Source organism: Verrucosispora sp. TAA-831 (assembly GCF_050780145.1).
GTDB lineage: Bacteria > Actinomycetota > Actinomycetes > Mycobacteriales > Micromonosporaceae > Micromonospora.
In genome coordinates, this window is sequence record NZ_CP192240.1 from 1509849 (window position 1) to 1524724 (window position 14876).

At 73.2% G+C, this 14876-nt stretch carries 10 protein-coding genes; 8 read left to right on the top strand and 2 right to left on the bottom strand.

The features are described from left to right. Nucleotides 1-53: 53 nt before the first annotated feature. Entirely contained in the window at nucleotides 54-1484 is a 1431-nt protein-coding gene (locus tag ACQVFL_RS06940) for a CAP domain-containing protein (protein ID WP_431728977.1), read from the bottom strand. Between the two features lie 370 nt (nucleotides 1485-1854). Between ACQVFL_RS06940 and ACQVFL_RS06945 the strand changes: the two genes are divergently transcribed. The 3 genes from ACQVFL_RS06945 to ACQVFL_RS06955 all read left to right on the top strand — a co-directional run bounded on the left by ACQVFL_RS06945 (nucleotide 1855) and on the right by ACQVFL_RS06955 (nucleotide 6487). Further along, nucleotides 1855-2049, top strand: a complete 195-nt coding sequence (locus ACQVFL_RS06945) for a hypothetical protein (protein ID WP_092373577.1) — start codon at nucleotides 1855-1857, stop codon at nucleotides 2047-2049. Nucleotides 2050-2252: 203 nt separating this feature from the next. Then, complete coding sequence (smc, locus tag ACQVFL_RS06950; RefSeq protein ID WP_431728978.1) at nucleotides 2253-5867, top strand: chromosome segregation protein SMC; 3615 nt, start codon at nucleotides 2253-2255, stop codon at nucleotides 5865-5867. Then, nucleotides 5867-6487 carry an HAD family hydrolase gene (locus tag ACQVFL_RS06955; protein WP_431728979.1) on the top strand — a complete coding sequence of 207 codons (621 nt, stop codon included), beginning with the start codon at nucleotides 5867-5869 and terminating at the stop codon, nucleotides 6485-6487. The genes smc and ACQVFL_RS06955 overlap by 1 nt, the downstream gene beginning before the upstream one ends. A gap of 115 nt (nucleotides 6488-6602) precedes the next feature. Here the strand turns inward: ACQVFL_RS06955 and ACQVFL_RS06960 are convergent, their stop codons facing one another. After that, nucleotides 6603-8309 carry an alkaline phosphatase D family protein gene (locus ACQVFL_RS06960; protein WP_396691736.1) on the bottom strand — a complete coding sequence of 569 codons (1707 nt, stop codon included), beginning with the start codon at nucleotides 8307-8309 and terminating at the stop codon, nucleotides 6603-6605. Between the two features lie 150 nt (nucleotides 8310-8459). On the opposite strand from ACQVFL_RS06960, the gene ftsY reads away from it, so the two are divergent. From ftsY to ACQVFL_RS06985, 5 genes are all read left to right on the top strand, one after another. Then, a complete protein-coding gene (ftsY, locus tag ACQVFL_RS06965) occupies nucleotides 8460-9647 on the top strand; it encodes a signal recognition particle-docking protein FtsY (protein ID WP_396691735.1) in 1188 nt (395 codons plus the stop codon). A 6-nt stretch (nucleotides 9648-9653) separates the two neighbouring features. Then, the gene (locus tag ACQVFL_RS06970) at nucleotides 9654-10517 is read left to right on the top strand and encodes an aminoglycoside phosphotransferase family protein (RefSeq protein ID WP_176092960.1); all 864 of its coding nucleotides are present in this window, start codon (nucleotides 9654-9656) and stop codon (nucleotides 10515-10517) included. A 180-nt stretch (nucleotides 10518-10697) separates the two neighbouring features. Next, on the top strand, nucleotides 10698-12059 hold the full coding sequence (locus ACQVFL_RS06975) for an ammonium transporter (protein ID WP_396691734.1): 1362 nt from the start codon (nucleotides 10698-10700) through the stop codon (nucleotides 12057-12059). Nucleotides 12060-12084: 25 nt separating this feature from the next. Then, nucleotides 12085-12423 carry a P-II family nitrogen regulator gene (locus ACQVFL_RS06980; protein WP_176092961.1) on the top strand — a complete coding sequence of 113 codons (339 nt, stop codon included), beginning with the start codon at nucleotides 12085-12087 and terminating at the stop codon, nucleotides 12421-12423. Nucleotides 12424-12433: 10 nt separating this feature from the next. Further along, entirely contained in the window at nucleotides 12434-14854 is a 2421-nt protein-coding gene (locus tag ACQVFL_RS06985; RefSeq protein ID WP_431728980.1) for a [protein-PII] uridylyltransferase, read from the top strand. Nucleotides 14855-14876: the final 22 nt, after the last annotated feature.

Sequence of the window (14876 nt, forward strand, 5' to 3'; positions counted from 1 at the left end):
GGGTCGGGTCAGCGCGGGGTAGGTCAGCGCGGCGCGGGTCAGCGCGGCGCGGGTCAGCGCGGCGCGGCGAAGACCTGCGTCCAGTACAGCCCGTTGCCGTCGGCCACCCCGACGCCGATCTCGGTGAAGGCGCAGTTGAGGATGTTCGCCCGGTGACCGTCGCTGTTCATCCAGGCGTCCATCACCGCAGCCGGGGTGCGCTGGTTCCACGCCACGTTCTCGCCGTAGGTCCGCCAGGTGTAGCCGACGCGGTCGATCCGGTCTCCGGGGTTGCTGCCGTCACTGCCGGTGTGCGACATGTTCCGGGTGTCGGCCTGGTCCTGGCTGTGCCGCTGGGCGGCGGTCATCAGCTTGTCGTCGATGCTGAGCGCGCCGCAGCCGGCCTCGGCCCGCTCGACGTTGACCAGCCGTACCACCTCCGCCGCCTGCGAGTCGGTGCCCGCCGAGGGGGAGGTGCTGGGCGTACTGGCCCGGTTCTGGCTGCCCTGACGCTCGGTGTTCTGCCGCGAGGGCGCGGTGGTCCGTGACGCCGCCGGGGTGGGGCTGCTGCTGGCCCGGCTCGGTGACGGCGACGGTGACGCGCTGCTCGGCGAGACGCTCGGGCTCGGGCTGGGGCTCGGGGAGTCGCTCGGGTCCAGCACCGGGTCCACCGGGTCGTCCGCCACGGCCGGTGCGGTGGCGGCGGGGATGTCGGCGGCGGTGCGGTCGGTCGTGTCGTCGTCGCCGGGCAGCGCGAGGGCCGCGACGCCGATGCTCACCACGAGGGTGGCCGCCGCGGCGGCGCCGCCGAGCACCAGGGGCCGCCGCAGTCGGCGGCGCTCCCCGCGATCGTCCGGGCCGGCCGGTTCGTGCGGCTGGTCGGCGGTGCCCCGCTGCTCCGTCGGCAGGCCGTACCGGCCGTGGTCGCCGGTGCCGGCGTACGGGCCGTGCTCGCCCTCGACGGTCATGTCGTACCGGTCACCGGCCGTGTCGTACCGGCCGTGGCCGGCGGTCGGGGCGTACCCGTCGTAGCGGTCCGGGGCCGGGCCGGTCGGGTAGCCCGAGGTGGGCCCGGCCGGGACGTCGTACCCCCGGACCTGCGTGTCCCAGTCGGCACCGTGGTGATCGGTCTCCGGTGCGGCGTGCCGGGCCGGCCGCTCGGGGTCGGCCGGTGCGGGCCACCCGGGGATGTTCTGCCCGCCGGGCCCGTCCGGCGTCCAGCCACGGCCGGTCGGGTCGTGGTACCCGGCCGCCGGCTCGACGGCCTGGTGCTGGCCGGCCCGCCAGTCGGTCTCCTCCCGCCGCAGGGAGTGCGCGGCGTCCGGTCGCCACTGCTCGGTCGGCTGGTCGTCGTACCACCGGTCGGCCGAACCTCCCGGTTCGTCACCGAACAGGTAGGCAGACCTCGGTGCGGGCCGGTCGGTCAACCAGGCCGGATCCTCGGTCGGGGCTTCCGGCCGCCGAGGGTGGGCCTCCGGCTCGCGCGAGTCGTTCCAGCCGTGCACGCCTGTCGCCTCCACGGGTCGGGTACGGGCCGTCGTGACGCTACGTGTCGCCCCTGGGGGCAGCAATCCGGCTAAGGAAGAGTTAAGAGGACCCTGTACATCCGGGTGAGGTAATCCACCGGACCGGAGCGTAGAGTCGAGGCGTCCGGACAGAGCGTGTCCGCGCCTGGTGGCAGCCGCCGGTGATCGGTCGGGCCGACGTAGAGATGATCTACGGCCTGCGAGAACTTGACGAATCAGGGGCTCCCGGCTCAATATGTAGGTGTCGCCAGTCGCGCCCGGCCATGCCCAGATCTCGTGGGAGTGGTAGTCGCGTACACCAGGGCGCGCGTTGGCCGGCCTCTCCGGCAGCGCATATCAAGGAGTCAAAATGGCGAAGGCCCTCTATGGCCACGTAGGTGCGGCGCCCGACCGGCGTCTGCTCGACGAGGTCACCCGACTGCGTTCCAGGGTTCAGTCACTGGAGTTCGAGGTCACCCGACTGCGTGCCGAGAACGATCGGCTCGCGGCGGCGGCGGCGGAGGCGGACGATCTGCTCCGTCTGGCCGAGCCGGCACTGACCTGACCCACCTGGTCGCCACAACCGAATAGCACCACCGCACAGCAGCGCGCCGACACGATGTGTGCCGGCGCGCATCTCTGCCCGGCCCCGGACGCCGGCAGGCGGGTCGCGTGGGGTGGGCCACCCGGTGCCGGGTTACCCTGCGGGTTTACCAGGGTCCGCGCAGCCGGGCGACGGTACGGCGGCCACCGGACGAGGATCGGGACGTGCATCTCAAGAGCCTGACGGTGAAGGGCTTCAAATCCTTCGCCTCCGCGACGACGCTCAAGCTGGAGCCCGGGATCACCTGTGTGGTGGGCCCCAACGGCTCCGGCAAGTCCAACGTCGTCGACGCCATCGCCTGGGTGCTCGGCGAGCAGGGCGCGAAGGCCCTGCGGGGCGGCAAGATGGAGGACGTCATCTTCGCCGGCACCGCCGGTCGGGCCCCGCTCGGCCGGGCCGAGGTGACGCTGACCATCGACAACACCGACGGTGCCCTGCCGATCGAGTACACCGAGGTCTCCATCACCCGCCGGATGTTCCGCTCCGGCGAGAGCGAGTACGAGATCAACGGCGACTCCTGCCGGTTGCTCGACATCCAGGAACTGCTCTCCGACTCCGGCATCGGCCGGGAGATGCACATCATCGTCGGCCAGGGTCGGCTCGACGGCATGCTGCACGCCAAGCCGGAGGACCGGCGGGCGTTCATCGAGGAGGCGGCCGGCGTCCTCAAGCACCGCAAGCGCAAGGAGAAGGCGCTGCGCAAGCTCGACGCGATGCAGACCAACCTGAACCGGCTGACCGACCTCACCGCCGAGCTGCGCCGCCAGCTCAAACCGCTCGGGCGGCAGGCCGAGGTGGCCCGGCGGGCCGCCGTGATCCAGGCCAACCTGCGGGACGCGCGACTGCGGCTGCTCGCCGACGACCTGGCCACCCTGCGCACCACGTTGGACAAGGAGATCGCCGACGAGACGGCGCTGCGCCACCGCCGCGAGCAGGTGGAGGCGGAGCACGCCGAGGTGCAGTCCCGCCTCGGCGAGTTGGAGGAGGCGCTGGCCTCCGACGCGCCGCTGCTGGCCGCCGCACAGGACACCTGGTACAGGCTCTCCGCCCTCCAGGAGCGGTTCCGCTCGATCGAGCAACTCGCGCTGGAGCGGCTGCGACACCTCAGCGCGACCCCGGACGACGAACGTCCCGGCCGCGACCCGGAACAGTTGGAGGCCGAGTCCGAGCGGATCCGCGAGCAGGAGGAGGACCTGCGCGCCGCGCTCACCGACGACCAGATCCGGCTCGCCGAGGCGGTCGAGCACCGCCAGGAGCTGGAGCGGCAACTCGCTGCGGCGGAGCGGGAACTGGTCGCCGCGGCCAAGGCGATCGCCGATCGGCGGGAGGGGCTGGCCCGGCTCACCGGGCAGGTGAACTCGGCCCGGGCCCGGACCACCAGCGCCGGTGAGGAGATCGAACGGCTCGCCGCCGCACACACCGACGCGCTGACCCGCGCCGAGCGTGCCCAGGCCGACCTGGACGCGGTCGCCGAGCAGTCCACCGAGGCGGACCGCGACAACGCCGACCTGGACACCCGGCACGCCGAGGCGGTCGGTGCCCAGGAGCAGGCACAGGCCACCGTACGGTCGCTCGCCGACGCCGAACGGGCGGCCGAGAAGGACGCCGCCACCTGGAAGGCGCGGGAGGAGGCGCTCGCCCTGGGGCTGCGCCGCAAGGACGGCGCCGGCGCGCTGCTGGCCCGCGCCGACCAGGTGCCCGGGCTGCTGGGCAGCCTCGCCGGCCTGCTCACGGTCGCCCCCGGCCACGAGGCGGCGCTGGCCGCAGCGCTCGGCGGGCTCGCCGACGCGGTCGCGGTCAGCGGGGTCGACGAGGCCGTCGAGGCGATGCGCCTGTTGAAGATCTCCGACGCCGGGCGCGCCGGCCTGCTCGTCGGCAGCCCCGCCGGGCCGGGGATGTCCGGTGCGGCCGACACGTTGCGCCCCAAACTGCCCGACCGCGCCCACTGGGCCCCCGACCTGGTGGACTGCGACGCACAGATCCGTCCGGCGGTGCACCGGGCGCTGCGCGACGTGGTGCTGGTCGACGACCTCGCCGCCGCGGCCGAGGTGGTCACCGTCAACCCCGAGCTGCGTGCGGTCACCCGGGAGGGTGACGTCGTCGGGGCGTACGCGGCGGCCGGCGGCTCGGCGAAGGCGCCCAGCTACATCGAGGTGCAGGCGGCGGTCGAGGAGGCCCGGGCCAACCGGCTCACCGCCGAACGGAGCAGTGCCGACCTGCGTGAACAACTCGTGCAGGCGCGAGCCGAGGTCGCCGCCGCCAAGGAGGTGGTGCAGCACGCCGCCGCCGCCAAGCGGGAGGCGGAGAGCCACCGCAACGCCGCCGCCCGACGTCTGGCCGAACTCGGCGCCGCCGCCCGGTCGGCGAAGGCGGAGACCGACCGGCTCGGCGAGTCCCGGTCACGTGCCGAGGCGGCCCGGGAACGGGACCTGACCGCGCTGGCCGAGTTGGAGGAGCGGCTGCGGCTGGCCGAGGCGACCCCGATCGACGCCGAACCGTCCACCGAGGAACGCGACCAGCTCGCCGCGATGGTCCCGCAGGCCCGGCAGAACGAGATGGAGGTCCGGCTCGCGGTGCGTACCGCCGAGGAGCGGGTGGCCTCGATCGCCGGGCGGGCCGACTCGCTGCGTCGGCAGGCCGCCGCCGAGCGGGCCGCGCGGGAGCGGGCGGCGGCGCGGCGGGCGGCGCGTACCCGGGGTGCGGGTATCGCCCGGGCGGTGGCCGGCGGCGCCCGGGCGGCCCTGACCCGGCTGACCAGCAGCATCGCGCGGGCCGAGGAGCACCGCGACGCGGTGGCGCGGGAACGGGCCACCCGCGAGGCGGAGCTACAGGAGGTGCGGGCCGCCGCGAAACGGCTCGGTGGTGAACTGGAGCGGCTGACCAGCCAGGTGCACCGGGACGAGGTGGCGCGGGCCGAGCAGCGGCTGCGCATCGAGCAGTTGGAGGCCAAGGCGGCCGAGGACTTCGGCCTGACCGTGGAGACCCTCATCGCCGAGTACGGGCCGGAGCAGCCGGTGCCGCCGACCGAGGCCGAGGTGGCCGCCGCCGAACGGGACGGCCTGCCGGTGCCCGAGCCGGTGCGGTACGAGCGACCGGCGCAGGAGAAGCGGGCCGCCAAGGCGGAACGGGAACTGACCCTGCTCGGCAAGGTCAACCCGCTCGCGCTGGAGGAGTTCGCCGCGCTGGAGGAGCGGTACAAGTTCCTCTCCGAGCAGTTGGAGGACCTCAAGGCGACCCGCCGTGACCTGCTCACCGTGGTCAAGGACGTGGACGACCGCATCCTGGAGGTCTTCGCCAGCGCCTTCGCCGACACCGCGCGCGAGTTCGAGCAGGTCTTCGAGGTGCTGTTCCCCGGTGGCGAGGGCCGGCTGATCCTCACCGAGCCGGACGACATGCTGACCACCGGTGTCGAGGTCGAGGCCCGGCCACCCGGTAAGAAGATCAAGCGACTCTCGCTGCTCTCCGGCGGCGAGCGGTCGCTGACCGCGGTGGCGATGCTGGTGGCGATCTTCCGCGCCCGGCCCAGCCCGTTCTACATCATGGACGAGGTCGAGGCGGCGCTCGACGACGTCAACCTGGGTCGGCTGATCACGCTGATGGCCCAGTTGCGGGAGAAGAGTCAGCTCATCGTCATCACGCACCAGAAACGGACCATGGAGATCGCCGACGCGCTGTACGGCGTGACAATGCGTGGCGGGGTCACCCAGGTGATCAGTCAACGGCTCAACCGGGCCGACACCGACGACGAGCGGCATGGCCGCGGCGAGGAGAACGGGTAGTGGCTCGGGAACGCGCGACGGCGCTCCTGCTGGACTTCGACGGCGTACTGCGGCGCTTCGATCCGGCGGTGGCCGCCGGGGTGGAGCGGGAGTACGGCCTCTCCGAGGGGGTGCTCGGTGAGATCGCCATGCACTGGGAGGGGCTGCAACCGGTGCTGACCGGCCGGGTCAGCCACGCCGAGTGGGTGTCGAGTGTGGCCGGCGCGCTGGCCGACTCGGCGGGCGGACCGCAGCGGGCCCGGGCCGCCGTGGAGCAGTGGCAGCGCTACCGGGGCGAGGTGGACCCGGTGGTGCTCGACTTCGTCCGCGAGGTGCGGGGCCGGGGCATCCGGGTCGGGCTCGCCACCAACGCCACCGACCTGCTCGACGACGACCTGGCGACGTTGGGGCTGACCGACGAGCTGGACGTGGTGGTCAACTCCTCGGTGGTGGGGGTGCACAAGCCGGCCCGCGAGTATTTCCAGGCCGCCTGCGAGGCCCTGGAGACCGCGCCGGGCCGGGTGCTCTTCGTCGACGACGAGGACCGGGCGATCAGCGGCGCCCGGGTGGCGGGCCTGTCCGCGCACCGGTGGAGCGGCCCCGAGGACCTGCGCTACCTGCGGGCGGCGCTGGACACCTGAGTGGGCCCTGCGGCCGGGTGCCCGGCGCCCGGTCGCCCGCCGTGCACGCCGCCGCGTCGTGACGTGTTGGGAGGGGCCCTTCCGCTACCGCAGGCGTTGGCAGGGGCCCTTCCTTTCAGGGGGTGAGCCGCTGCCGGGCCACCTCGCGCAGGGTGCCGTCGCTGGTGGTGCCCTCGATCACCACCTCCGACCCGCGACCGGCGTTGGTCAACGTCGACACCGCGTTGCCGAAGTACGGCCCGGCCAACTTGCGCCACTTCACGAAGGACCGGCGCACCCCGGCCGTACGGGCCAGGGCGCGGGCCGCTCCGGCCGGACCACGCGCCCAGCCCATCCGCATCACCGGGCGCATCCCGGCCGGCACCTGGTTGTGGATCGGCGAGCAGGTGAGCTGGTGTACGGGCGTGCGGACGTCCGGGTCGGCGAACCGGACCCGGGCCACGTACGAGTGGTGCACGTCGCCGGAGAGCACGCTGATCGAGGCCGGAGCCGGGTACGCGGGTCCGGCACCCTTGCGGTCGTCGGGCCCGCCCGATGCGCCGCTGCCGAGGCGGGCGAACAACTCGGCGAGACCCTCGAAGGACCGCCGGAACGCGCCCCAGTGCTCTAGGTCGAGGGCGCGGCGCAGCTTCTCGGCCAGCCCGGCGACCCACGGGCGGGACGAGTCGGCGAGCTTCTCGTTCCACGCCTCGACGTGGTGGATGCCGGGCGGCAGCAGCCACGGCAGCGAGGTGCCGACGACCAGGTGGTCGTAGCTGCCGTGGGCCTGGTCGACGAACCAGGCCCACTCGGCGGCCGGCAGCATCGTCCGGCGCCCGGGCACCAGCACCCGGCTGCACCGGCTGTCCAGCATCACCAGCCGGGTCCGGCCCAGGTCGAGCGCGTAGCTCCACTGGTACTGCACGGCGCTCCAGCGCTCGGTGTCGTGCGACAGGTCGGCCTCGGTGTCGACCCGCGCGCCGAACTCGCGCAGCACCTCGGTGGCGTCCTCGGACGCGCGGACCTTGGCGTAGACCGGATCGGCGTCGATCTCGTCCGGGGACAGGTTGCCCAGGTGCTGGTAGACCCAGTACGACGCCAGTCCGCTGGCGATCCGCTCGGCCCACCAGGGCTGCTCGCGCATGTCCGCCCGCCAGGACGCCGAGGTGTTCCAGTCGTCGATCACCTCGTGGTCGTCGAAGATCATCACGCTCGGCACGGTGGAGAACAGCCAGCGGATCTCCGGGTCGCTCCACGATTCCAGATAGAGCTTGGTGTACTCGTCGAAGCTGACCACCTGGTCGCTGGGGGCGTCCTTGGGCCGACGCCGCCGACGCCGCAGCAACCGTTTCATGGTGGGCGAGGTCTCGTCGGCGTAGACCTGGTCGCCGAGGAGCACCACCAGGTCGGGCAGCGCCGCCGGGTCCGGGTCGGCCAGCACCCGCCGGGTGTACGCGTCCAGCGCGTCCGGCGGGAGCTTGCGGGTGGTCGCGTGCTGGGTGGTCTCCCGGCAGGACCCGAAGAGCAGCCGTACCGGCTGGTCCCGGTCGTCCTCCGCGCGGGTGCGGATCACGCTGGGCGGGAAGCGGCCCTCCGGCGGCGGCCAGGCGACCTCGTCGTCGATCAGCACCTCGTAGGTGGTGGCGCTGTCCGGGGTGAGCCCCTCCACGACCACCAGCGCGTAGTGGTGCTCGTACGCGGAGAAGGTGGCGGCCGTGCCGGAGGCCCCGCCCGGCGTGCGGACGGTGACCGTCGCGGGGGCCGTGGTCTCGACCCACACGGTGGCCCGGGTGCCGACGACCCGCCGGAGAAGCGGACCGATGAGCAGTCGGGCGGTGGGCATGGCGAACCTCCGAGGTGAGGGGGAAACCTCTTCTTCTTACCCCGCCGGCGGCCGTGGCATTGCTGGCTGGGCGAGCCTACCGCTGCGGGAGCGGACGACCGGGGGAGCGGTGGATGAGACGCCGTCGCGGGCATCTGACAGGATTTCGGCATGATGGATTACCTCCTCGTCGCACTCGCCCTGCTCGGCGTGCTGATCCTCGCCGGAGTCGGGCTGGTCGTGCCGCGGCTGCGCCGACGGCCGGAGCCGCCGCTGCCGCGTACGGAGGTCGACACCCGGGCCGAGGAGGACCTGGCCGGACCACCGGTCGAGGCCCCGGAGTCGGATCTGTCCACCGGCGTCCTGGTGGAGCCACCGGTCGTCGAGGCACCGGCCCCGACCGTCGAGGTGCCCGAGCCGACCGCCGGGCGGTTGGTCCGGCTGCGTTCCCGGCTGTCGCGCTCACAGAACGTCTTCGGTAAGGGCCTGCTCGGCCTGCTCAGCCGTGACCGGCTGGACGAGGACGTCTGGGAGGAGATCGAGGACAGCCTGATCACCGCCGACGTGGGTGTCGACGCCACCCGGGAGATCGTCGACCGGCTGCGGGAGCGGACCCGGGTGCTGGGCACCCGGTCGGTCGCCGAGCTGCGTACCCTGCTCGCCACCGAGCTGGTCAACGCGCTCGACCCGGCGCTGGACCGCGCCCTGCACACCACGCCCGCCGACGGCGTGCCGGCGGTGCTGCTGGTGGTCGGCGTGAACGGCGCCGGCAAGACCACCACCTGCGGCAAGATCGCCCGGGTGCTGATCGCCGACGGGCGTACCGTGCTGCTCGGCGCGGCCGACACGTTCCGGGCCGCCGCCGCCGACCAGTTGGAGACCTGGGCCGGCCGGGTCGGCGCGGAGACCGTGCGCGGCCCGGAGGGGGCCGACCCGGCCAGCGTCGCCTTCGACGCCGTCAAGCGCGGCATCGACACCGGCGTGGACACCGTGCTCGTGGACACCGCCGGCCGCCTGCAGAACAAGGTCGGCCTGATGGACGAGCTGGGCAAGGTCAAGCGGGTGGTGGAGAAGCACGGCCCGATCGACGAGACACTGCTGGTGCTCGACGCCACCACCGGCCAGAACGGTCTGGAGCAGGCCCGCGTCTTCACCGAGGTGGTCAACGTCACCGGCGTCGTGCTCACCAAGCTCGACGGCACCGCCAAGGGCGGCATCGTGATCGCGGTACAGCGCAAGCTCGGCATCCCGGTCAAGCTCGTCGGGCTCGGCGAGGGGCCGGACGACCTGGCGCCGTTCGACCCGGCGCAGTTCGTCGACGCGTTGCTGGGTGCCGAATCCTCCGGTCCGACCGCGTAACCTCGGGTGACCAGAGACGATCGCGCGTACGCGGGCTGGCGCGACCCGAGCCACCCGTCGCAGCGCCTCGGGAGACCGTACGTGACTTCGCAGGAGATCCCGCTGCACGGCGGGAACGTGAGCACCGTGGTGCGGGTGGGCGACACGGTCCGGCGCAACGCCGGCCCGTGGACACCGGCGGTGCACGCCCTGCTGCGTCACCTGGAGTACGTCGGGTTCACCGGCGCGCCCCGCGCCCTCGGCATGGACGAGCGCAACCGTGAGGTGCTGTCGTACCTGGAGGGGGAGTGCGGGGAGTACCCGCTGGCCCCGCACTGGGTCACCGACGAGGCACTGGTCACCGTCGCCACCATGTTGCGGATGTTCCACGACGCGCAGTACGGCTTCGCCCCGCCCCCGCAGGCGGTGTGGCGCTCGTTCGGCCCGCCGCCACCGGACACCGAGGTCATCTGCCACCACGACGCCGCCCCGCACAACGTGATCTGGCGGCCGGACGGCACCCTCGGGCTGATCGACTTCGACCTCGCCTCGCCCGGCGCGCGGATCTACGACGTGGCGTACGCGGCCTGGACCTGGGTGCCGATCTTCTCGGACCGGGACTCGATCACGCTCGGCTGGAAGCACCCGGACCGGCCGCGTCGGCTGCGGCTGTTCGCCGACGCGTACGGGTTGATCCCACGGGACCGGCACCGGCTGATCCGGACCATCCGCAAGCGGATCGTGGACCACGTGGAGGGCATCCGCCGGATGGCCGCCGCCGGGGAGCCCGCCTTCGTACGGATCGTGCACAAGGGCCACCTCCGTCGGCCGATGCGGGACCTGCGGCTGCTCGACTACGAACGGCACGCCCTCGAGTACGCCCTGCGCTGATCCATCGGGGGAACGGGGTACGCCGGACGGCCGATCCGCCACCCGCCGTGTCACCGAGGCGTCCGACGTTCTTCACACGTACGAAACAAGCCGTCACGGTTCGGAAACCACTCGGGGACCCTGGGCGAAACAGCCGACAATCAGGCTTCCGCGCAACCGGCGTACGGGCGATGCTGCGCGATGCCGGGAGGGAGGGAATACAACCCGAGAGGAGGCAGCGTGCCGGAGCTAGATTCTGGTGCCACCGCCTGGATTTTGACTTCTGCCGCGCTGGTGTTGCTCATGACGCCCGGCCTGGCGCTGTTCTACGGCGGCATGACGCGATCCAAGTCCGTGCTCAACATGATGATGATGAGCTTCGGAGCGATCGGCCTGGTCAGCCTGTTGTGGGTGTTCTACGGCTACAGCATCGCATTCGGCGACGACATTGGCGGGATCACCGGTGATCTCTCCTACGTGGGTCTTCGCGGGATGTTGGAGAGCGGCACCGAGGGCGGCATTCCCGACCTTCTGTTCGCCGGTTTCCAGTTGATGTTCGCGGTGATCACCGTCGCCCTGATCAGCGGCGCGATCGCCGACCGGGCCAAGTTCGGCCCGTGGCTGCTCTTCGCCGGCCTGTGGGCCACCCTGGTCTACTTCCCGGTCGCGCACTGGGTGTGGGGCGGCGGTTGGATCGGCGAGCTGGGCGTACTCGACTTCGCCGGTGGCACCGCGGTGCACATCAACGCCGGTGCCGCGGCCCTGGCGCTGGCACTCGTGCTCGGCCGACGGGTCGGCTGGCCCAAGGACAAGTTCAAGCCGCACAACCTGCCGATGGTGCTGCTCGGTGCGGCGCTGCTCTGGTTCGGCTGGTTCGGCTTCAACGCCGGCTCGGCGGGTGCCGCCGACGGCGCCGCCGCCGTCTCGCTGATCAACACGCAGGTCGCCACCGCCGCGGCGGTGCTCGGCTGGATCGTGGTGGAGTGGCTCCGCGACGGCAAGCCGACCACGCTCGGCGCGGCCTCCGGTGCGATCGCCGGCCTGGTCGGCATCACCCCCGCCTGCGCGTTCCTGGAGCCGCTGGGCGCGATCGCCCTCGGCCTCATCGCCGGTGCGGTCTGCGCGCTCGCCGTGGGTCTGAAGTACAAGCTCAAGTACGACGACTCGCTCGACGTGGTGGCCGTGCACATGGTCGGCGGCATCATCGGCTCGCTGCTCATCGGCTTCCTGGCCATCGAGGTGCTGGCCGGCGAGGGCAACGACGGTCTGCTCTACGGCGGCGGCATCAAGCTGCTCGGCCTGCAGGCGATCGGTGTGGTCGCGGTGCTGGCGTACTCGTTCGTGGTGGCGTACATCATCGGCTTCGCGATCGAGAAGACCATCGGCTTCCGGCTCAGCCCCGAGGCCGAGGTCGAGGGCATCGACAACGCCGAGCACGCGGAGAGCGCGTACGAGTTCAGCTCCACCGGTGGTGGCGGCGCGTTCGCCGCCGCGGGCCTCACCCCCTCGGCGAAGCCGAAGAGTGAGCCCACCGAAGCGGTAAGCGAAAAGGTCGCCGGCTAACGTTCTCGGAATGGAGGGGTTGGACATGAAGCTGGTGACCGCGGTCATCAAGCCGCACCAGTTGGACGCCGTCAAGGAGGCCCTGCACACGCTGGGCGTGGCCGGGTTGACCGTGAGCGAGGTCCAGGGCTACGGACGGCAGAAGGGCCACACCGAGGTCTACCGGGGTGCCGAGTACACGGTCGAGTTCCTGCCCAAGATCCGGGTCGAGGTGCTGACCGACGAGATCGACGTGGACAAGATCGTCGACGCCGTGGTCGGTGCCGCCCGGACGGGCAAGATCGGTGACGGCAAGGTCTGGGTGACCGGTGTCGAGGAGGTCGTCCGGGTCCGCACCGGCGAGCGCGGCCTCGACGCCCTGTAGAACATCATCGATGACCTCGTCGACCGGGAGGGCAGCCGTGGGAACCGACGGCACAACGGCACTCCCGGTCGACGAGGTCGTCGGCGTACCGGCCGGGATCGGCGCCGCCGCGCGCCGGGCCCGGGCCGACGCGTACGACGCCTGGCTGGCCCGGCTGCTGCCGGACCGGCCGGGCGTCGCGCTGCTCGCGGTCGGCGGGCTGGGGCGACGGCAGTGCGCCCCGTACGGCGACCTCGACCTGGTGCTGGTGCACGCCGGGGTCCCCGGCGTCGACGAACTCGCCGCCTCGCTCTGGTACCCGATCTGGGACGCCGGGCTGCGGTTGGACCACTCGGTACGCACCGTGGCCGAGGCGCTGTCGGTCGCCCAGGACGACGTGAAGGTGGCCCTGGGCCTGCTCGACGCCCGTCTGGTCGCCGGTGACCCGGAACTCGCCGACACGCTGGTCAGCAGCGCCGTCGACCACTGGCGCCGCACCGCCGTACGCCAACTGGCGCCGCTGCGCCAGAGCGCGGCGACCCGCTGGCAGGCCCACGGCGAGCTGGCGTTCCTGCTCGAAGGCGACCTCAAGGAGGCGGCCGGCGGCCTGCGCGACGTCGGCATCCTCAAGGCCATCGCGCTCGCCGGCATCACCGACGCGCTGCGGCCCGCCATCCACGCCGCGCACCTGCGCCTGCTGGACACCCGCGACGCCCTGCACCAGCAGCTCGGTCGTCGGGTCGACCGGCTGCTCGCCCAGGAACGCGCCGGGGTGGCCGCGCTGCTCGGGCTCCGGCCGGCGCCGGCCGAGAGCGAGTCGCGCCCGACTGGGGCCGACGGTGCGGCGCACCCGGATCGGCCCGATCCCGGGCCGGACCGGCGGGCGCAGGCCGAGGAGGGTGACGGCGACGCCCTGTTGCGCCGGGTGGCCGGCGACGCGCGCACCGTCAGCCATGCTCTCGACGACGCGTTCCGCGCCGCCGACCGGCTGCGTTCCGGTCGCCGTCGAGGTGCCGACGGTCGCCCGCTCCGTCGGCCGGTCGCCCGGGACGTGGTCGAGCACGACGGGGAACTGGTGTTGGCCCGCACCGCCATCGGTGCCCGCCCCGACGCCAGCCTCTCGCTGCGGGTGGCCGCCGCGGCGGCGGTCACCGGGCTGCCGATCGCCCGGGCCACCTGTGAGTGGCTGGCCGCGTACTGCCCGCCGCTGCCGACGCCGTGGCCGGTCGAGGCACGCGCCGCGCTGACCACGCTGCTGGGCGCGGGCGCGGGCCTGCTCGCGGCCTGGGAGACCTGCGACCGGTACGGGCTGACCGAGGGCTGGCTGCCGGAGTGGACCCGGCTGCGCAGCCTGCCCCAGCACAACCCGGTGCACCGCTTCACCCTGGACCGGCATCTGGTGCAGACCGCGTACGAGGCCAGCCGGCACACCCGCGACGTGGACCGGCCGGACCTGCTGCTGCTCGGTGCGTTCCTGCACGACATCGGCAAGGGCCTGCCAGGCGAAGGTGCCGCCGGGCGGCCCGGCAGGCACGAGCCCGCCGGCACCTTCGCAGACCACTCGACCGTGGGCGCGCCGATCGCCCGGGCGATGGCCACCCGGATCGGCCTGCCCGAGGCGGAGGCGGCACTGATCGGCACGCTCGTCCGGCTGCACCTGGTGCTGCCCGAGGTGGCCACCCGGCGGGACCTCGCCGACCCGGTGACCATCTCCCGGGTGGCCGAGGCGGTCGGCGACGTGACCACCCTCGACCTGCTGTACGCGCTGGTGCGGGCGGACGCCGCCGCCACCGGACCGGGTGCCTGGTCGGACTGGAAGGGGCGGCTGGTCGCCGAGTTGGTGGCCCGGGTCCGGACCACGCTCGACACCGGCACCGTGCCGCAACCCCCGGCACCCGATCCGGCGCTGGTGGTGGGGCCGCTGCCGGTCGTACACCTGACCGGGGACCGGGTGGCGGTGGCCGCGGCGGACCGGCGGGGCCTGCTCGCGACGGTGGCCGGTTGCCTGGCGCTGCACCGGCTGGAGGTGCTCGCCGCCGACGCGTCGACGGTGGACGGCCGGGCGTTGGTGGAGTGTCGGGTGCAGCCGCGGTACGGGTTGGCGCCGGATCCGGTCGCGCTCACCGCGGACCTGCGCCGGGCGGTCGGCGGCGACGTGTCGGTGACACAGCGTCTGCGCGGCCGGGCCGGGCGGGGCACCGGGGCCGAGCCCCGGGTGGTCTGGCACCGGGAGGCCGCCACCGACGCCGTGCTGCTGGAGTTGCGCGCCGCCGACGCGGCGGGCCTGCTCTACCGGGTGACCACCGCGCTGGACGCGGCCGGTGCGCAGGTCCGGGCGGCCCGGATCGCCACCCTGGGCGGGGACGTGGTGGACGTCTTCTATCTCGTCGGCTCGTGGCCCTCCGACGCCGAGCGCGACCGCCTGGAACGCGCCGTGCTCGCCGCGGTGTAAGGAAGGGCACCCTACTAACGCC

Bases quoted from the DNA above. Each gene is read 5' to 3' on its own strand.
- ftsY (WP_396691735.1), top strand. From the start codon at position 8,460: ATGATGGATTACCTCCTCGTCGCACTCGCCCTGCTCGGCGTGCTGATC.
- ACQVFL_RS06945 (WP_092373577.1), top strand. From the start codon at position 1,855: ATGGCGAAGGCCCTCTATGGCCACGTAGGTGCGGCGCCCGACCGGCGT.
- ACQVFL_RS06980 (WP_176092961.1), top strand. From the start codon at position 12,085: ATGAAGCTGGTGACCGCGGTCATCAAGCCGCACCAGTTGGACGCCGTC.
- ACQVFL_RS06975 (WP_396691734.1), top strand. From the start codon at position 10,698: ATGCCGGGAGGGAGGGAATACAACCCGAGAGGAGGCAGCGTGCCGGAG.
- ACQVFL_RS06960 (WP_396691736.1), bottom strand. From the start codon at position 8,309: ATGCCCACCGCCCGACTGCTCATCGGTCCGCTTCTCCGGCGGGTCGTC.
- ACQVFL_RS06985 (WP_431728980.1), top strand. From the start codon at position 12,434: ATGACCTCGTCGACCGGGAGGGCAGCCGTGGGAACCGACGGCACAACG.